Below are 19,278 nucleotides of genomic sequence, written 5' to 3' on the forward strand. Positions count from 1 at the left end.
CTATACTACTTTGGGAAAACCAATGTAGTAATACATATTGGAACAGTCAAGCATTAGGTTTTACGTATAGCTTTTTTGGTAATACTTAATTGTTGCTTTTAAACCTTCTACGAGGGTAATAGTAGGAGTCCACTTTAACTCTTCGGACACTTTCCCAATCTCATAATAACTATGTACAATATCCCCAGGACGCTCTGGTCCATATTCTACTTCCATCTTTCGTTCCGTCACTTGCTCAAATGTCTGGATTAAATCTAGTAGTGAGGTTCGCTTACCTGTTCCGATATTGTAGGTTCCATTCTGTTCGGTATCTAGCGCTAAAACATTGGCTTTAGCTGCATCTGTAACGTATACATAGTCTCTAGTTTGCTTACCGTCTCCAAATACAGTAAAAGCTTGTTGTCCCAGAACTTTGTCTACCAAGATGGAGATCACTCCACCTTCTCCTCTAGGGTCCTGACGTACACCATAAATATTGGCGTAGCGTAAGAGCGAATAGGAAAAACCATGTTCTTTTGCATACATTTTTATGTACTGTTCCGCTGTCAGTTTCGAGACTCCATAAGGTGAAAGCGGCTCTGTAGGATGCATCTCATTGATTGGAAGATACTGAGGTTCTCCATATACGGCTGCAGAAGAAGCATAGACAATTTTACGAACTCCTCCACGCCTTGCTGCTTCTAGTAGATTGATGGTTCCGATCACATTGGTCTCAGCATCAAAGAACGGATTCTCTACTGAACTTGGAACATGAACTTGAGCGGCTTGATGAATAATCGCTTCTGGTTTTTCTTCTTGTACCAAATCGATAAGCGCTTCGTCCGTAATATTTATGCGATAAAACTTTCCTTTAGAATGGACTTGCTCTTCCTTACCGGTAATCAAGTTATCAACAATGATCACTTCATCTCCACGTGCTAATAACTGATCTACGATGTGGGAGCCTATAAATCCTGCTCCTCCCGTTACGAGGACTTTCATCTCTCACACTCCTTTCTACAATAACGCGAAACTATTCTGCTGTATGATAATGGATCTGATTGACTTCTTATGCACAACAACCGATCAATTCCCCACCTAGCAAAAAAGAGAACAAGTCTATTGATACGCTTGTTCTCTTTTCTCCGGTAGATTCATACTCACTATTTATCTTGTTGATCTAGCTTTTCCCGGTCGGGAACATCACGCAGAACACGAGCTGGTACCCCAATATAAACTTTTGCTTTTTCTGTATCACGGTTGACCAAAGCTCCTGCCGCAATAAAGCTCTCTTCTTCAATCGTGACACCTGGAAGTAGTACCGAAGCCCCTCCAACACGAGCCCCACGTTTGATGGTAGCTCCCTTGACAAATTGGAAACGTTCTTTCGTACGTCCCATGAAGTTATCATTGGTCGTAGTAACCGTTGGAGCAATGAAAACCTCTTCCTCGATGGTGGTGTATGCCGTAATATACGAGTTAGTCTGGATCTTGGTCTTTGCACCAATTTTCACTTGGTTCTCAACCGCCACACCACGTCCGACAACTGCACGATCTCCTATTGTACACTTTTCACGGATCGAGGCGAGATCTCCCACCATTACTTCTTTTCCAATGGTACTTCCACGATACAAAACGGTATTTGCACCAATGGTAGTCCCTTCCCCAATGGAAAGAGGTGCCAAATCTGCATCTACTTTTACCGTAGATGCTTTAGCAGGTTTTGGCCAGCGACCGATGACGCAATTATCACTAATGGTAACTCCTGCATCAATAATCGTACCTTCGTGAATGGTTACATTGTTACCAATGCTTACATTATCGCCCAAGACTACATTTTCCCCAACGACCGAAAAGTATCCAATCTGAACGTTTTCTCCCAATTTCACGGAGTCATGGATGATATGATTCATCAGTCGACCGCCTTTTTCTTTATAGTTTTTCGTAATCCGCTTTAATATCTTCCACACCTTGAAGAGCATTACGGGTGTCAAAGATCGCTTTGGATTTGGTTGCAATCATCTTATAATCAAAATCACTATGGTCCGTTGTGACAAGTACCAAGTCAGCCGATTCAAGCAACTTTTCACTGAGCTCGACCGTTTCATAGTTTTTCTCTCCCACACGGAAGTTCTCTACGTATGGATCTACTACTTGGATATCCGCACCATACTTATCTAAAAGCTCGATGATAGGAAGTGTAGGGGATTCCCGATAATCATCAATGTCTTTTTTGTAAGCGACTCCTAAAACCGCAATCTTGGAGTTACTAAGCGCTTTGTGATGACGGTTTAAAATTTTCATCGAACGATCGACCACAAAGTTTGGCATTTCGTTATTGATCTCACCCGCTACTTCAATCAGACGAGTATGGTAGTTGTACTCTCTTGCCTTCCAAGTAAGGTAGAATGGGTCAATCGGGATACAATGCCCACCCAAACCAGGTCCTGGATAAAAAGCCATAAACCCGTATGGTTTCGTCTTAGCAGCATTGATTACTTCCCAAATATCAATCCCCATCTTATTACAAAGGATTGCCATCTCGTTTGCTAACCCAATATTGATATTACGGAAAGTATTTTCTAAGATTTTCTCCATCTCTGCTACTTTTGGACTTGATACTTCGTGAACTTCGCCTTCTAACACAGCACGATACATAGCAGCTGCTACTTTGGTACAAGTCTCGGTTACACCACCAACCACTTTTGGAGTGTTCTTCGTTTTAAAGGTTTTGTTACCTGGATCAACACGTTCAGGAGAATATGCTAAGAAAAACTCTTTCCCTACATGTAAACCCGTTTTCTCCAAGATCGGCATTACAATTTCTTCTGTCGTTCCAGGATACGTTGTACTCTCCAACACTACCAACATACCTTCATGAAGATACTTCGCAATACTTTCAGACGAAGACTCTACATACGTGGTGTTAGGCTGCTGATATTTATCCAAAGGCGTTGGTACACAGATGGCTACAGCATCAACTTCTTGGATGAGAGAGTAGTCAGTGGTTGCCAGGAATTTGCCACTTGCGATTAAATCTTTTAAATCCTCATCGACAACATCCCCGATATAGTTAACCCCTTCGTTAACCATGTCTACCCGGTGTTGAAGGACATCAAAGCCGATTACTTTGAATCCTGCTTTTGCCTTTTCTACTGCGAGAGGGAGACCCACATAACCGAGCCCTACGACCCCGATCACAGCAGTACGGTCTTCAATTTTTTGAAGCAATTGAGAACTAACTGTCATAGTAGACATCCTTTACTTGTAGTAGTTACGAATTGTTTGGGCGATATACTCTTGATCTTCTCTGGTTAACTCTGGATAGAGAGGGATGGCGAACGTACGGTCTGCCATTTTCTCCGAAATCGGAATGCTACCCACACCATACCCGAGAGATTCATATACGTTTTGGCGGTGCAATGGAACTGGGTAGTAAATACCTGTCGCAATTCCATTTTCTTTTAAATGGTTCATCAGACCAGCACGATCATCCGCCTGAATGATATAAAGGTGGTAAACGTGACGGCGATCTTCTGCATGATAAGGGGTTACTACTGGTAAATCTTTTAACAACTCATCATAGATCGCTGCTTTTTGGCGACGAGCATCGTTCCAATCACGCAAGTGACGTAATTTAATACGAAGTGCTGCTGCCTGCAATTCATCTAAACGGCTGTTATATCCAATCATGCTATGGTAATACTTTGGATTACTTCCATGAACCCGCAAGATCCGTACTTTCTCTGCGATTTGATCATCATTGGTTACGATCATTCCACCATCCCCATAACCACCAAGGTTTTTGGTTGGGAAGAAAGAGAAGGTTCCTGCATGTCCCCAGTTTCCGATTTTCTTGTTTTTAAACTCTGCATCGATCGCTTGTGCTGCATCTTCCAACACAAACAGATTATGCTGTTCAGCCAACTTCATCAATTCATCCATTTCTGCTGGCTGTCCAAAAATATGTACAGGGATAATCGCTTTCGTTTTGTTCGTTATTTTAGCACGAACTTGTTCCACATCAATGTTGTACGTTTTAGGATCGATGTCTGCAAATACCGGAGTTGCTCCAAGTTGAGAGATTACTTCTGCAGATGCAAAAAAAGTGAATGGAGTCGTAATCACTTCATCCCCAGGTCCTACACCAGCTGCATCTAATACCAATAACAATGCATCTGTTCCGTTTGCTACCCCGATCGCATGTTTCACACCGCAGAACTCTGCAATCTCTTGTTCTAACTTTTTCACTTCTGGGCCCATGATATAAGCTCCGCCTTCTAATACATTGTCGACAGCTTGGCGGATGTCGTCACGAATCGTAGCATACTGAGCTTGTAAATCCAACAGAGGAATCTTTTTCATGAAAATCCACTCCCTATTGTTTGTTTGAAATGCGTTCTAATGATTCAAGACGTACTGGCTTTCCTGTTTCGGCTGATTGTTGACAAGCTACCACAAATGCTAATGCTTCTCTACCTTCCTTACCAGAAACAATCGGCTCCCGATTTTCTCGGATTGCATCAGTCATATCTTGAATAATGCATTGATGACCAGGAGTACCAAATGGATCTTGGGCTACACGTTGTTTGGTCGACTCTGCTTCTTCATCGGATAAGCTCTCAAACTGCCAGTTTTGAATCCAGTTAGCAGTAGGGCCTCCAATGACTGCTGTTCCGTTTTCACCAAAAATACTAAGAGACTCCTCTAAATTTTTGGGGTAGATCGTGACAGCTGCCTCTAACAGACCTAGTGCACCACTCTTAAATTTTAACACGCTAACGGAGGTGTCTTCTGCTTCAATTTTACGGATTCGAGTCGCATCAAAAGTGGAAACTTCCTCAAGATCTCCCATCATCCAAAGAAGTAAATCCATATTGTGAATCGCTTGGTTCATTAGAACGCCGCCATCCATCTCTTTCGTTCCACGCCATGGAGCTTGATCATAATAAGCTTGATTTCGGTTCCAACGCACTGTAGCATTCGCATGTCCGATCTTGCCAAATGCTTCTTTCTCCAACTGCCGTTTCAACTCTACAACAGCAGGACGGAATCGATTGGGATGTACTACCGCCATCTTGACTCCATTTCGTTCACATGCATCCATCATTCGATCAGCATCTTCTAAGGTAAGAGCCATAGGCTTCTCAACAATAACGTGTTTTTTCGCTTCTGCCGCCTGTATAGTCAAGGCAGGGTGAAGACCACTTGGAGTACAGATGGAGACCACATCCACATCCGACTGTAACATTTCATCTAAGGAAAGGTATCCTCTAACACCATCCACCGCAAACTCTTTTAAGCGTTCTGCGTTGGTGTCACAAACCGCGACCAGTTCAGCACCTTCTACTTCTTTAATTGCCGTAACGTGTTTTTTGGCAATGTGACCGCAACCGACGATCCCGTAACGTACCAAGCTCGTTGCCCCCCAAACATTCTCTTCTCATATATTGTGATCTGCGAATAAGTTTCTTATGAATTGTTTCGAATGTTACAGTAACATTACAAATCTAAGTATCACTGTAACATAACTGCAAAGTTTTGAATAGAGTAGCCCCAAAATTTCCGTGACATCCTATTACTATCTAAATAGGAAGGGAGACCAGTACAAATGCGATGGTTTTGGACTATATCCAGTGAGACCAGCGACTGGCTAGTTGGCTTTTTCGTTGCCGTTGTCCTTAGTCTGCCCTTTTGGGGGATTCTCTACTTAGTCGGCCGATATTTGTGGCATTTTTTATCCCTTACATAACCAGTGTAAGGAAAAAGCCCAAAGATTCGACTAGTTCCAATCAGAGTGTGTAACCCAGATTCCAATTTCGTAGCACTTATCTCAGTATGTTTTTCTATTAACTACCTAAACTAACAAGCCCACTTTTAATGAGTGGGCCTGTTGGTTTTATTCGTTTGTTGGATCTAAGATAGCAAACATCAGATCGCCTTCCGCTGCTACTTTATCTCCAACTCGTGCGATCCCATGACCTTTCCCAATTGGTCCTTTTACACGAGTCATCTCCACTTCCAGCCGCAGAACATCTCCTGGACGGACTTGTTCACGGAAACGGAACTTATCCAGTCCTGTGAGAAATCCGATCTTCCCTTTATTTTCTTCCATGCTAAGCGCTGCAAATGCTCCTACTTGTGCCAGAGCTTCTACGATCAGTACTCCTGGCATTACAGGATAGTCTGGAAAATGCCCTTGAAAAAAAGGCTCATTAATCGTTACGTTTTTTTCTCCAATTGCTTTCTTCCCTGGATCTACTTCTACAATTTTATCAACTAATAAGAATGGATAGCGATGGGGAATGGTCTTCATAATTTCTTGCACATTGATTTCAGACACAAAAAAACTCCCTTCCAATCAGGTTTCTTGTCCATTATAGCGAAGCAAATGGCAAAAAACCACGAAGGAAAGGAGCTTTTCTATTTCCTTATTCTAAATGAGTGTATTACCCTTTGAAGAATATTACATAATGGGAAACTGATAGTTCCCCCTGTATATTACAGTCCATACATGCTACCCACTTCAGAATTACTCTACTCAAATCGAATTTTTTGGATGGTGAGCAACTTGTTCTACCGCACTAGCTACCGCACGATGCACATCTAGGTCGAGAGGTTGTGGTACCAGCTCACCTGGTTTCGCACAATCAGCAATGGCTTTTGCTGCAGTGACCAACATCTCATGTGTTATGTCAGTAGCTTGTGCATTTAATGCCCCACGGAAAATTCCAGGGAATCCTAATACATTGTTAACAGAACGGCCATCTGCTGCATAGGCTGCACCTGCACTAAGTGCAATCTCTGGTTCAATCTCTGGTTTTGGATTGGATAGTGCTAGGATAATCTGACCTTTGCGAACCCATCCTGGATTGATCAAACCAGGAACTCCTGTGGTAGAAATGACAATATCGCAAGTCTCCATCAGTTCTTGAATCGAATTAGCTGGAGTTCCTCCAAAACTCTGTAGACGATCTAGTGCTACAGCTTGTCGATCGACGCCTACCATTTGCTCCACACCATATGCCAAGAACATCCGACAGATCGCAAGACCTGCTGCTCCCAAACCAATCTGTCCTACTTTTGCCTTAGAAAGATCGGTTCCAGTAGCTCGACATGCTTGGATAACAGCCGCTAACGTAACAACTGCTGTACCATGTTGATCATCATGCATAACGGGAATTGACAAATCTGCTTTCAGACGTTCTTCAATCTCAAAACAATGTGGAGATCCAATATCCTCAAGCAAAATGCCGCCAAAACCAGGTGCTATATTTTTAACAGTCTGTACTATCTCATCTGGATCACTTGTATCAAGTAAGATCGGAACAGCACTAATTCCAGCCAAACGATCAAACAAAGCTGCTTTTCCTTCCATTACAGGCATTCCCGCAACAGCACCAATATTCCCCAAGCCGAGAATTGCGGTGCCATCTGTGACAATTGCTACTGTATTCCCAATACTGGTATAGTATCTAGCTTTGCTAGGATCTTTTTCGATAACTCGACATACTTCTGCCACACCTGGAGTATAAACACGACGCAAGTCAGCTAGAGATCGAATCTCTACTCGACTGGTCATGTGTATTTTTCCACCTTCATGAGCCAATAAAACATCATCTGATACTGAGTGAATATGAATTCCATTTCCCAACGCTTCTACTGCTACTAATACACGCTCGAATTGTTCAGGATTCTCACAATGTACTGTAATATCGCGCACCGTAGAGAAAGGCCCTATCTGTTTTGTTACAATATCTCCAATATCTCCACCTTCGGAACCGATTGCCATGGTTACTTTGCCTAAGTTACCTGGGCGAGAAGGGGTTTCGACTATAATGGTTCGTATAAAATTTCTAGCTGCCACTCTCTTGGCACCTCCACTGCTTTTACTGTATCTATTGCCTTATCATACTAAAACCTATAAAAAAAGCTACCCTCCTAGGTAGCTTTCCATAAATTAATGGATCCTGTATTTCTTTTTTATCTATTATAGCGGAAAATACTCCCACTTCTAAGCGTAGCGAAAGTGGGAGATGAATCTGCGTCGGACAGAACATGATCGTGACATTAATGCCGCTCAGAATATCTTAAAAGAAGTCTAAGACTTTTTGCCGTAGGAACTACGGTTTGAACTTGGTACATTCCTATCGGTAGATGGGATTAACCAAGAATCCCCCACCTCTTCACGTTAGCATAGGTGGAGGAATGTTCAATCATTAATTGATTTAATTCGGATGAAATAGATGAGAGTAGTAAAATATGAAAGCCCGATTACAAACCAAATAGAAAATGCTGGAATGGGTAGATCTGTCATTAATAACAATAGCACTATATAAAATAGTACAGTGGTCAACTTACCCAAAAAATTAGCTGGTACTGTCTTTTTACCCTGTAAATGGAAAACTGCCCCAAACAAGATCATTGCTAAGTCACGAAAAATAATAGCTCCTGCCGCAAGAAAACTGATTTTTTGCGAGTAAAACAAAGTGAAAAAGACTGCAAACATCATTAGTTTATCTGCTAGAGGGTCTAACATGATACCCATCTGGGTTACGAGTTGGTATTTTCTAGCGATATAACCATCTAACACATCCGTAAGCCCTGCAAGCAGTACAATGGCGATCGCCCAATAGTTTTTACCCGGAATATCAGAAAAATAGACAAATAAGTAGGCTGGAACCATTGCAAAACGAAGCATTGTTAAGATATTAGGTACATTCGACAATCGGTTCCCTCCCATTTTTCACATTGAACATGAAGAACCCCGTCGAGATTGGCGATCCATCAAGACGGGTTTTTTATTTACTATACACCAAATTGTAAAGATGTTCCCACGTTTTTATATCAAATACATTCGCAATCGGTTGCTCTCCTAAAACAGAATGCCCAATTATCAAACCAAATAACAACATTACTACTAAAAGAGCTGGAACCCAGAAAATCTTTAACCACTTGTTCGCCCACTTGCTCTTAGGTTGATCTGTCTCCGAAACTACTTCTTGTTGCACTGGATCGATCTGTTCTACTGTAGGAGCTACAGTATAATCTTTAAAGTCCAATGGTGTTAGAGTATCCTCAATACTAGCTGAAGCTTGTTGATGAGATGTAGATGGCGGAAAAGGATTTTCTTTATTATCCCAATTATTTCTCTCATCTTTTTCTTTATTTTCTAGTTCTTGACTTGAGTTCGTAACCAAACTATCTAGATCGGTCTCTTTTGAATCACTCTGTTTCTCTCTTAAATCTTCCTCTTCTTGGCTCCATTTCAACTCGCCTGGAGGATGTGATTCTTGTGTATTGTTATTTTCCAATGCTTCTTCATTGGTGTTGTTCTTCCAGTCATCAGATTTCATATATTACCTCTCCATTATGTCATCCGAATATCTACTAAAGTCTTATTCTACTTGTCCAATATACCAATACTTCATATTGAATATAACGCAACTAATTTTAGAAGTCTACTAATATACTCGTAGATTTTAACACAAGAAAAGAAGCACCGAAAGGGAAGAAATCTGGATAAAATGAAAAAATTGCGATAAAATGATCCATTTTCGATGCTCTTTACGAAATTTCCTTATACTTTTACTGGAACTTTGCTACTTACTGTTTTCCGTTTATACTTGATCTTCGTTGCTTCCCCGCCTCGTAAGTGACGGATTGATTTATGATACTCTAATATTTCTTTGACTTGGTTGGCTAGATCAGGGTTTATCTCTGGTAGACGCTCTGTTAAATCTTTATGAACGGTACTCTTGGAAACTCCAAATTCCTTCGCAATTTTTCGTACTGTATTTCTGGTTTCTAGGAAATATTCTCCTATTTTTATTGTTCGTTCTTTTATATAATCATGCATCTCCTCTCCCCCTTTCAGCATGTCTGCTACATTATATGAAGGGGTTTCGACGTTATTCGCCATCAGACAAGCATGGACAAGCAAAAACTTGTATTTGTTCTGTAAATAAAAAAGAAGCCCCTCTTAAAAAGGACTTCTTTTATTCGATAAACCAAAGAACTACTCTGTCTTTAAGTACTGACTAGGGTTGACTGCTTGGTCGTCTTTACGAATCTCAAAATGCAAGTGATTTCCTTGCTCTTGTTCAAACTGGTTCTGTCCTGCTTTTGCAAGCACATCCCCCTGTTGAACATTTTGTCCTACCTGTACTTTTACATCATCTAAACTGATATATACACTGACCAAGCCATTTGCATGTTGGATCTCCACAAGTTCCCCAAGAATTGGATTCTTGTCTACTTTCACTACTTTCCCATCCATCACGGCAACTACATTAAAAGACTTTTTATCTTTCCGTGCAAAGTCAAAACCGAGATGAGGCCAGTAAGTATTGGCGTACTTAACCAATGCAGATTCTTTTTGTTGATTTGTTGCATTCTCTTGATAAAAATCGGTTGTTTTACTTGCCTCTGAATCTTTGGCAATTGGGTAAATCATTTGCTCGGAAGTAGGAGACTTTTCTACTGGTAAAATGGTGTCTTCACTTGGTTTAACAGTAGTAGTGGCTGTTTCATTATCACGTAAGAACCAAGCGGTTCCTAAAAGGACAGCAACCAGAGCAAGGTAAAGACCTGGAATGAACCATTTACTTTTGACAATTCGTCTCCAAGTTTGTTTGCGTTTTTTCGCTTCTTCCAGAGAAGATACGTTATTTTTTGGTTCTTCTGGATTCATTTGTTTATCACCTCAGAACTCATTGTCGACCGCGAAAACTCTCTTTATACCTAAGGTGGGAAATATTTGTTCAATTCTCATTAAAAACGAGTTTTCTATTATCTTTTTGGTTACGGTAAATATTGGAGAAGCTGTTATGACATGCTTTTGAAAGAGAAAAGGGACATTAATATGGAGGTGACAACTAGTTGAAACCATTCCAACCAGATCTCGTATACTTCGAGCCAGGAGCTTTGGATTATCCACTTGGAAAAGAGCTCTACGAAAAATTCTCTAAAACCGATATCCCAGTCAGAATTACAAAATCTCATAATCGAATTACCGATTTACCTGGGGAATCCGACCTTGAAAAGTATCGGATCGCCAAACGAACACTCGTAGTAGGAGTACGCAAAACACTCAAGTTTGAGCAATCCAAACCAAGTGCTGACTACGCTCTACCTCTTGCAACGGGCTGTATGGGACACTGCCACTACTGTTATCTCCAAACTACCCTTGGGAATCGACCTTATGTACGTGTCTATGTCAATCTAGATGAAATATATGGAGCAGCCTTGAAGTACATAGAGGAAAAAAAGCCCCAAGAAACCGTTTTTGAAGCTGCTTGTACATCTGATCCAGTCGGCATAGAACATTTGACCGGAACACTTCGGAAAACAATCGAATTTATCGGGCAAAACGAGTTTGCAAGACTCCGATTTGTAACGAAGTATGCTAATGTAGATAGCCTTTTAGATGCAAAACATAATGGACGAACCAGATTTCGTTTTAGCGTTAATGCCAATTATGTAGTGAAGAACTTTGAACCTGCTACCTCTCCTTTGGAGGATCGAATTAACGCAGCCGGAAAAGTAGCAAAAGCTGGTTATCCTATGGGATTTATCATTGCTCCCATTATGATCTTTGAAGGATGGGAAGAGCAGTATCAAGACCTTTTGGATAAACTGCGCGAAAAACTGCCTACTGTAAATGACATTACCTTTGAACTAATCACACATCGATTTACGAAAACAGCAAAAAACATCATTGAACAACGTTATCCTAAAACCAAATTAGTAATGGAAGAAGAGGTTCGGAAGAAAAAATGGGGTCCTTATGGACGTACAAAATATGTCTATCAAGATGCCCATATGCAAGCGATCAAAGAACATATGAAACAACTCATTGAAGGATACTTTCCACAAGCGGAAATCAGTTATTTTACGTAAACACAAAAGGATGGACATTGGCTATTGTCCATCCTGTTCTGAATTACTATTCAGGAGTTTTTTTCTCCAGATTGGTTAAAATCGCATACCCTTTGTATACTTTTAAAGTAGCCACCAATTGCCCTGTTTGGGACATCTGCTCTAATTCTCTTCCTTTTCCTTCTTCTACATAATATTGTTCTAAAGCAGGATAGTGAATCTGATAGATACTACCATCCAATGACTGATTCGGCAATGAACTAACAATGTTTCCTTCTAGATAAATCCCCTTACTTGGTCTAGTACCAGTCACTTGAGAAATCTCATGCGATTTCCCATTATGTTGGAGTAAAACATAAACAGGTACAATCCCTTGACGCTCCATCATTTGGCGTACATCCGGTTCTATTTTAGACTCAGGTACTTCTTCCACTTCAAATTTTAGGCTTACATAAACTCCATACCAAGGATCTCGTGGGTCGACAGGAACAGTTTGTAACTGAATCTCCTCCCCAACAGAGACTGTATACAATGGTTTGGCTCCCATCGCTAAAAGTACCAATACTGGAACGAGCAGCATTGCCCAAAAGTTCTTAGTTGGTAAACGTTTTCGAGTCTCCATCTTGGATCTTCCTTTCCTTCCGACTTTTCTCGAACCAGAATCCAAACAGGATAAGTATTGTTCCCCCTAAGATAAAAAAGAGGGATTTGGGTAAAAAGTCGTAAGAGAAATCCACATAGTATCGAAAGATGAGCGCAGCCAAAATAAGAAGCGATGGTAAGCTACCCCTTCGCAACATCCAAATTAAAAAGATTAGCAAAAGAATGGAGAAGCCAAGTCCTAATGTTTGCGACTCCTGACCTACGAACACTTTCCAAGGATACTCAAATGTAAGAATAATCCCGTTTATACCAGATATCATCACCCCTTGCCATTCTAGTAGTTTGCCATAAGAAGGGATCGGAAGAAAAATCATACCTAATCCCAACAGGAAGAGAACATATGGAATCCAATTCTCGTCCAACGAACTTAGTCCAATACAGGCACTTATACCATACAGAATCAACAAATTCAGAAAAAACACCATTGCTTCCGATTTTAATTCTAGTTTATGATGTATCCAATAAAGTAGAGGAAGGTATAAAATTAACACTAATGGATATTGATCATCCCACAATGCATACGTCGTGTAGATTCCCATCAGGATCGTAGAAAATAAAAAGATCCATCGATCCTTCAAATATAATGCAAGAGCTACTCCGCCAACTGCCCAAGCTACAAAAGCTGTACCTGCTTCGGAACCTAGATGAAATGTCTGACCGATTAGAAAAATCCCTGCACCATAGATCAACAATCCGATTGCATACATACTATAAGAAGTTCTAGGATAACTTGATTCCAAGTACCACCCTGATAGATAAAACACAATCAAACTAACCAACAAAATAAAAAATTTACTCCAATCAGATATAACAGACCAATTCCCCGCTATAAAACTGAGGATTCCTGCTCCTACGAGTATCGCTCCTACCAAAAGAACGATTTTTAGAAAGGAAACGGAATTCTGAACTTCATATTCCTTTCTAACAGATTCAACTTGTTCTGCACTGAGAACTCCCTGTTCAATCAAATACAACCACTCTGTTTCTAGTTGTTGGTATAGGTGTTTGGTAACTTTTCTCTTCAAATTTATATCCCTCCTAACATAAATTTCTTTCCACAATCGTAATCCAGCCCTAAAAAATGAATATTACGTCTATTTATACTATATCACGATCTCTACATATTTAGATTCTAAGATAGAAGGGAATCAATATATACGAAATCCTGTTATTCTGATGGACTTTTCGATAAAGAATGAATCATTCTATCTCTACAGTAAGTCCCCCACAGGCGATAAATATTTCTGTTTATGAGATGTAAATGACTTTTCCAGTGATCTTTGTCTTACATAAACTAGAACCAAAAAGCCCTGAAAAACCGACCAAGTCGCGATAAAGAACTGGTCGGTTTTCTATTTCGAAAGATAGCCTACTTTAATCCATGCGGTTCGATTCGCACTCCTTGGTAATAATGCATTACAATCTCTTCCGCTTTCTTTCCGTCTTTAGCCATTAAATTGGCCCCCCACTGACTCATTCCTACTCCATGACCAAATCCCAACGTTCGAAAAGTAATCCTGTCTCCTGTTATTTCCCAGGAAAAGTCAGATGAAGCCAATCCCAGTGCTTCTCTTACTTCTCGTCCTGTCCATTTTTGGTCTCCAATGATAATCGTTGCTACTCGGTTTCCTGTTGATCGTTTGGTGATAATAAAATTTTCACTTGCAATAGTAGGGAACGCTAATGGCTTTTTACTTTTTTGCGAGAGTTTCGTTGCCATTTGTTGAATGGACATACTTACTGTTTTCTCGAACTTTGGAGATTGCTGATCCCATGGAGATTCCACACTTTTGAGATAGGGATAGGCTTGTGAAAAATACTCTTCTGAGTTCTCTGTTTTACCATTGCTTGTTGAGAAGAAGGCCGCATAAATAGGCTTTCCTTCATAGGTCAAAATTTGTCCTGATGTTTGGAGTACTGCATTCTCTAGATTTTTTATCTTTTCTTGATACGCTGAACCCCAATTACGTTGAAGTGTTTCATCTGTTTGAAATGCTTGATGTTGTACTGTATCAGTCACATGGGCATCCCCATATTTTTTCATATCAGATAAATGGGACTTCTTCAACCGATCTACTATGTAGGTACGGGCAGCCATTGCTTGTGCTTTTAACGCTTCGATATGAAAATCAGCAGGCATCTCAGAAGCTACCACATTACGAACATAATGTTCTAGTGGATAATTTACTATTTTCTTCTCTTTTGTAAGATAGACTTTGACTGTTGGCCCTTGTAAAAGAATATCTCCCGTTGGTTGTGGTTGCGTTGGAACCTGTATTTGCTTCGTGGAAGGCTGCTCTTTCCATTCCTTAATTGATGCAAGGTTTGTTTTTTTTGATAAAGAGGATTCCGCTGATGCCATGCTAACCAACAAAGTCGGTATAAGTAGGATCATTAGAATCAATATTCCAATAAAAAAAGCAATCTTTTTCTTTAACATAGTGATTCACCTACGTTTCTACTAGTCTTCTCTCTAAAACTATGTAAGTCATAGAATCATAGAACCAAAAAAAGACAGACTCCCTTAAAAGGATCTGCCTTTTTTTATATCAATATCTAGTAATACACAAAGAGAGTTTCCAAAACATTCACTAGAAAATCGCTTTTTATGCGTAATTTTTTTGATCTGATTTTGCTTCTGTTTCGCCTTCTACAAACGGCACACGTTCGATCTTGGCACCCATTGCATTCAATTTCTCGACGATTCCTACATAACCACGGTCAATGTGGTGAAGCTCCGTTACTTCTGTCTTCCCTTCTGCGATCATTCCCAACAATATGAGCGCAGCACCTGCACGAAGGTCTGTAGCTTTTACTTGAGCGCCTGACAGTGGACTACCGCCTTCTACAATCGCAGTACGACCATCTACTTTAATATGGGCATTCATTCGTTTGAATTCTTCTACATGCATATAACGATTTTCAAAAACCGTTTCTGTCATGATACTAGTTCCTTCTGCTGCAACCTGTAAGGCCATCATCTGAGATTGCATATCAGTAGGGAATCCAGGGTATGGAAGAGTTTTGATATCAGCTGGCTTTAGCGGACCTTCACGACGAACCAAAATACCATTTTCTCCTTCCATCACCGTAACACCCATCTCACGCAGTTTGGCAAGCACTGGGCCTAGATGATCAGGAATCGCTCCCTCTACAAAAACTTCTCCACCTGTGATAGCACCAGCAACTAGATACGTACCTGCTTCGATCCGGTCTGGAATAACGGTATATTCGCTACCACGAAGGAAGTCTACACCTTCAATCCGAATCACATCGGTACCCGCACCACGGACATTCGCTCCCATGCTATTGAGGAAATTCGCCAAATCCACAATTTCCGGCTCACATGCAGCATTTTCAATGGTGGTACGACCTTCTGCTAAAGTAGCTGCCATCATGATATTTTGCGTTGCTCCAACACTTGGAAAGTCCAAATAGATCGGTGCTCCTTTGAGCCGATCTTGTACAAAGCCATCAATATGTCCTGCATGTACTTCAAAACGGACTCCCAATGCTTCTAAGCCTTTCAGATGAAGGTCAATCGGACGACTACCGATTGCGCAACCACCTGGCAAAGGAATTCGTGCATATTTCTTGCGTGCAAGAAGTGGTCCCATTACCAAGAAAGAGGCTCTCATCTTGCGCACTAAATCATATGGTGCATCGAGATTTGGTAGGTCTTCAGCCGTGATCGAGACACTTTCTTCGTTTAGCTCTACTCTTGCTCCCAAGCTCTCTAACATTTGTGTAATCGTTTTGACATCCTCTAGCATAGGTACTTCTAAGATGTGATTAGTACCACGAGATGCAAGAAGAGATGCTACTAAGATTGGTAGTACGGCATTCTTGGCCCCACTCGCTTTTACTCGTCCTTTTAATTTCGCTCCACCGTGCACAATAATTTTTTCCATATTTTTCGCCTCCGCTTCAATCAGTATTCCATGGTGATAATGGGAGTTCCAATCGTCACAATCGTCTTGGATTGGTCATCACTGTATCTCGCAGCCACTTGAACATTCATCCAGCTTTTCCCTGTCGCAAGTTGTCCAGTTAAAAGAGGACTCTGTGCTGAGACTGCTAGGGTACGTTTCGTAACCATTCCTTCTACTTGTTTGGCATCTAACAAGTTCAATATTTGATTTATCGTCCCTTGTAATTCTAACTCTCTCTTTGATTCCCACTGATAGGAAACATGATAATCTAATATTAGTCCAAAAGATAGTAATAAGGATTGAAGATCTTCTTTTATAAAGAGCCACTGTGGATCTGGAGTCCCGGTTTCTTGTATAGAGAGTACCACATACGGTTGCACAAAGTCAGCCTTTGGACGATCTTGGACGATTTGCAATTGATAGTGCTTATTGAGAGATCGTTTTTCCGCCTGATACCGAATACCATCTAGGTCTACATCTTTTTGGACAGAAGACAAAGATAGATGATTTGCCAGATCTGTAACAAAGCGATCTACATCTTTTGCTGCCATCTGCTGTTTTGTTCGTCCACTAAAATGATACTGAGTCTGTTTTGCTTCTAATGAAAGATTAGATGCTATTTCCACTAAAATCTCTTCATTGGTTTTGGTAGTAAATCTGCTTCCTAGTAATACAAGACTAATAACAAGCCATCCACATGCAAAAAGTATGGTAGTACGTTTTTTCATTTGTTTTCCCCTCACAACCTGTTTGCTACCATCATTGACGGAGCAGCCAAAAGTTATGCAAGGATTTTCCAGAAAGTTTTCACTCGTCCAAACATTACTTCATATACTAAAAAAGTGTTTGACCGATCAGGCGTGACCAATCGAGATAATCAATTAGAAAACGAGCAACTTGATGACCAATCGCAACAGAAAGCAAGATTAGTAGTGCTCTCGCCTGACTTGGGTTCGGCACTCGCAACCATTTTTCTAGTTTTACGTTCCATAATACCCGCCAAGCAAAGACGATACAGACGAGAGAGATACAGATGTTGATGATTGCAGATACCCCTAGGGTCATGGTTGCCTCCATCTTATGCACCCCCTCTATGATCGGTTCGCCTCACAACAAGTACATGGTACCACAAATGACGAGTTTCGCAAAAAAAATACAGAGTATTCACGAAAAACCTCATTTCTTTTTCAATAAAGATTCGTTTTTTGCTCTAAAAAAGGGCAAAAACTAGAGCTATTTCATACTCTTGGCAGAAAAAGAGCACTAGTATTCGAAACTAGTGCTTGTTTCATTCTATCTTCTAATTTCCTGATTTCCAAGTTATTTTTTCTCATTTAGATTTTCTAAGTCATCAAAAGAGAGTTGGAATCTGATCGAGCACTAATCCTGGTAAAATTCCTAACAAAAGGGTTCCTACTAAACTTATCAAAATTACCAGACCCGCTCCAAAAGGAACAGGTAAACTCTCTGTTTCCTGTGTAGATTCCACAAAATACATCTGACGAATAATACGGAAATAGACAGCATAGGAGATGACCGTGCTGATCAGCATGACGGTAACAAGGACATATGATCCCACCGATAAAGCCCCCAATAGTAGATAGAACTTCCCGATAAACCCACCTGTTAAGGGGATTCCCGCCATCGCGATCAAAAAGAACGAAAAGGCAAAAGCCAAGAGAGGCGATCGTTTAGCTAAACCTTGAAAACGATTTAATTCTGCCTCCTTTTCAGCATTTTCGACAATGCTTAAAACCGCCAAAGATCCTAAGCTCATCAGCAAATACGCAGCTAAATAAAAATACAAACTTGGTAGTAAAAAGCTCGGTATCTGTAAGCTACTACCTGTTGTTTCACTCACAAAAGCCACTAGCAAATAACCAGCGTGAGTAATGCTAGAATAAGCGAGAATCCGTTTTACATTGTTCTGTCGAAGAGCAACTATTGCTCCCCACAACATGCTGAGCATTGCAATTAACAAGAAAGCTGGTTGTAATACTTGTTGCCATTGACCATCACTAGAAAAAGCAAAGCCTACTAAAAATACTCTTAGTGCTAGCAAAAAAGCGGCTGTTTTGGAAACGATCGATAAGAAGGCAATGACACTTCCCGACGCACCTTGATATACATCAGGTACCCACATATGAAAAGGTGCTGTTGCCATCTTAAAACCAACTCCCACTAACAGAAAAAAGAAAGCGATATAGAAATAAGGTTCATAGCCCATCTGATAGACGCTTGGTAATGAATAAGCAATCTCTCTTAGATTGGTGGATCCAGTAATTCCATAGAGAAAAGAGGAACCATAGAGGAAAAAGGCAGATGATACTCCTCCATAGACAACATATTTCCATGCAGACTCATTGGAATCCGCTCGATCTTTTTGCAAACCTACTAGGATATAAGCAGAAAGACTGAGTAACTCCATCCCTACATATAACGTAATGAGATCATTGGAAGAAGTTAAAATCATTGCCCCAAGGGTCGCCGTTAGTAGAAGTACATAGAACTCTCCTTCGGCAAACTTCCGCTCCCCTGTAAAAGAGGAAGAAAGGAGAACCACCATTGCAGTTCCAATCACTAACAGTAACTTAATCGCTTGACTGTATGCCTCAATCAGATAGGTGTCTTCTAGAATAGATACACTCGATGATCCCATTTCCGATATGAGAAAGTAAGCAGATGCACCTAATGAAGCAAGTGTTAGTAAATAGATCAAAAAGCGGGATTCCTCTTTTTTTAGCAATAACTCAACTAACAAGATTACTGCGGCGGCAACAGCGAGAATGCATTCTGGCGCCAGTAAGTTCCATGGTATATTCAT

The 19,278-nt window shown here is 40.7% G+C and carries 20 protein-coding genes; 2 read left to right on the top strand and 18 right to left on the bottom strand.

Annotated elements, in window-relative coordinates; all coding sequences use genetic code 11:
* Window positions 1-60: 60 nt before the first annotated feature.
* The 5 genes from VJ09_RS09935 to VJ09_RS09955 all read right to left on the bottom strand — a co-directional run bounded on the left by VJ09_RS09935 (window position 61) and on the right by VJ09_RS09955 (window position 5,395).
* Window positions 61-981, bottom strand: coding sequence for an NAD-dependent epimerase/dehydratase family protein (locus VJ09_RS09935; RefSeq protein ID WP_044641299.1), 921 nt, complete (start codon window positions 979-981; stop codon window positions 61-63).
* 161 nt (window positions 982-1,142) lie between these two features.
* Window positions 1,143-1,892: an acyltransferase gene (locus VJ09_RS09940; RefSeq protein ID WP_044641300.1), complete on the bottom strand. Its 750-nt coding sequence runs from the start codon at window positions 1,890-1,892 to the stop codon at window positions 1,143-1,145.
* 19 nt (window positions 1,893-1,911) lie between these two features.
* A complete protein-coding gene (locus VJ09_RS09945; RefSeq protein WP_044641301.1) occupies window positions 1,912-3,228 on the bottom strand; it encodes a nucleotide sugar dehydrogenase in 1,317 nt (438 codons plus the stop codon).
* Window positions 3,229-3,240: 12 nt separating this feature from the next.
* The gene (locus tag VJ09_RS09950) at window positions 3,241-4,344 is read right to left on the bottom strand and encodes a DegT/DnrJ/EryC1/StrS family aminotransferase (RefSeq protein ID WP_044641302.1); all 1,104 of its coding nucleotides are present in this window, start codon (window positions 4,342-4,344) and stop codon (window positions 3,241-3,243) included.
* Between the two features lie 13 nt (window positions 4,345-4,357).
* Window positions 4,358-5,395 (bottom strand): Gfo/Idh/MocA family protein, encoded by a 1,038-nt coding sequence (locus tag VJ09_RS09955; RefSeq protein ID WP_044641303.1) that lies wholly within the window; start codon window positions 5,393-5,395, stop codon window positions 4,358-4,360.
* Window positions 5,396-5,590: 195 nt separating this feature from the next.
* Here VJ09_RS09955 and VJ09_RS18455 point away from each other — a divergent pair, with 195 nt between their 5' ends.
* The gene (locus VJ09_RS18455; protein WP_154662356.1) at window positions 5,591-5,731 is read left to right on the top strand and encodes a hypothetical protein; all 141 of its coding nucleotides are present in this window, start codon (window positions 5,591-5,593) and stop codon (window positions 5,729-5,731) included.
* Between the two features lie 147 nt (window positions 5,732-5,878).
* Here VJ09_RS18455 and fabZ read toward each other — a convergent pair whose 3' ends face one another.
* From fabZ to VJ09_RS09985, 6 genes are all read right to left on the bottom strand, one after another.
* Window positions 5,879-6,313, bottom strand: a complete 435-nt coding sequence (gene fabZ / locus VJ09_RS09960; RefSeq protein ID WP_407689989.1) for a 3-hydroxyacyl-ACP dehydratase FabZ — start codon at window positions 6,311-6,313, stop codon at window positions 5,879-5,881.
* Window positions 6,314-6,520: 207 nt separating this feature from the next.
* The gene (locus tag VJ09_RS09965; RefSeq protein ID WP_044641304.1) at window positions 6,521-7,846 is read right to left on the bottom strand and encodes an NAD-dependent malic enzyme; all 1,326 of its coding nucleotides are present in this window, start codon (window positions 7,844-7,846) and stop codon (window positions 6,521-6,523) included.
* Window positions 7,847-8,191: 345 nt separating this feature from the next.
* Window positions 8,192-8,707: a CDP-alcohol phosphatidyltransferase family protein gene (locus VJ09_RS09970; RefSeq protein ID WP_082050475.1), complete on the bottom strand. Its 516-nt coding sequence runs from the start codon at window positions 8,705-8,707 to the stop codon at window positions 8,192-8,194.
* A gap of 73 nt (window positions 8,708-8,780) precedes the next feature.
* On the bottom strand, window positions 8,781-9,335 hold the full coding sequence (locus VJ09_RS17630; protein WP_052807327.1) for a DNA-directed RNA polymerase subunit beta: 555 nt from the start codon (window positions 9,333-9,335) through the stop codon (window positions 8,781-8,783).
* Window positions 9,336-9,559: 224 nt separating this feature from the next.
* On the bottom strand, window positions 9,560-9,838 hold the full coding sequence (gene spoIIID, locus VJ09_RS09980) for a sporulation transcriptional regulator SpoIIID (protein ID WP_044641306.1): 279 nt from the start codon (window positions 9,836-9,838) through the stop codon (window positions 9,560-9,562).
* Between the two features lie 159 nt (window positions 9,839-9,997).
* Entirely contained in the window at window positions 9,998-10,672 is a 675-nt protein-coding gene (locus tag VJ09_RS09985; protein WP_044641307.1) for a M23 family metallopeptidase, read from the bottom strand.
* A gap of 188 nt (window positions 10,673-10,860) precedes the next feature.
* On the opposite strand from VJ09_RS09985, the gene splB reads away from it, so the two are divergent.
* Window positions 10,861-11,880, top strand: coding sequence for a spore photoproduct lyase (gene splB / locus VJ09_RS09990; RefSeq protein WP_044641308.1), 1,020 nt, complete (start codon window positions 10,861-10,863; stop codon window positions 11,878-11,880).
* Between the two features lie 46 nt (window positions 11,881-11,926).
* Here splB and VJ09_RS09995 read toward each other — a convergent pair whose 3' ends face one another.
* From VJ09_RS09995 to VJ09_RS10025, 7 genes are all read right to left on the bottom strand, one after another.
* On the bottom strand, window positions 11,927-12,481 hold the full coding sequence (locus VJ09_RS09995) for a GDYXXLXY domain-containing protein (RefSeq protein ID WP_044641309.1): 555 nt from the start codon (window positions 12,479-12,481) through the stop codon (window positions 11,927-11,929).
* On the bottom strand, window positions 12,453-13,547 hold the full coding sequence (locus VJ09_RS10000) for a DUF2157 domain-containing protein (protein WP_044641310.1): 1,095 nt from the start codon (window positions 13,545-13,547) through the stop codon (window positions 12,453-12,455). Before VJ09_RS10000 ends, VJ09_RS09995 begins: the two co-directional genes overlap by 29 nt.
* Window positions 13,548-13,891: 344 nt before the next feature.
* Window positions 13,892-14,962, bottom strand: coding sequence for a stage II sporulation protein D (gene spoIID / locus VJ09_RS10005; protein WP_044641311.1), 1,071 nt, complete (start codon window positions 14,960-14,962; stop codon window positions 13,892-13,894).
* A 166-nt stretch (window positions 14,963-15,128) separates the two neighbouring features.
* Window positions 15,129-16,433 carry a UDP-N-acetylglucosamine 1-carboxyvinyltransferase gene (gene murA / locus VJ09_RS10010; RefSeq protein ID WP_044641312.1) on the bottom strand — a complete coding sequence of 435 codons (1,305 nt, stop codon included), beginning with the start codon at window positions 16,431-16,433 and terminating at the stop codon, window positions 15,129-15,131.
* Window positions 16,434-16,453: 20 nt separating this feature from the next.
* Window positions 16,454-17,182, bottom strand: coding sequence for a YwmB family TATA-box binding protein (locus tag VJ09_RS10015; protein WP_044641313.1), 729 nt, complete (start codon window positions 17,180-17,182; stop codon window positions 16,454-16,456).
* Window positions 17,183-17,288: 106 nt separating this feature from the next.
* Window positions 17,289-17,531 (bottom strand): DUF1146 domain-containing protein, encoded by a 243-nt coding sequence (locus VJ09_RS10020; protein ID WP_044641314.1) that lies wholly within the window; start codon window positions 17,529-17,531, stop codon window positions 17,289-17,291.
* A gap of 274 nt (window positions 17,532-17,805) precedes the next feature.
* Window positions 17,806-19,278, bottom strand: a complete 1,473-nt coding sequence (locus tag VJ09_RS10025; RefSeq protein ID WP_044641315.1) for an NADH-quinone oxidoreductase subunit N — start codon at window positions 19,276-19,278, stop codon at window positions 17,806-17,808.

The sequence above is a fragment of the Risungbinella massiliensis genome (assembly GCF_000942395.1).
In the GTDB taxonomy this organism is placed as follows: Bacteria; Bacillota; Bacilli; order Thermoactinomycetales; family Thermoactinomycetaceae; genus Risungbinella; species Risungbinella massiliensis.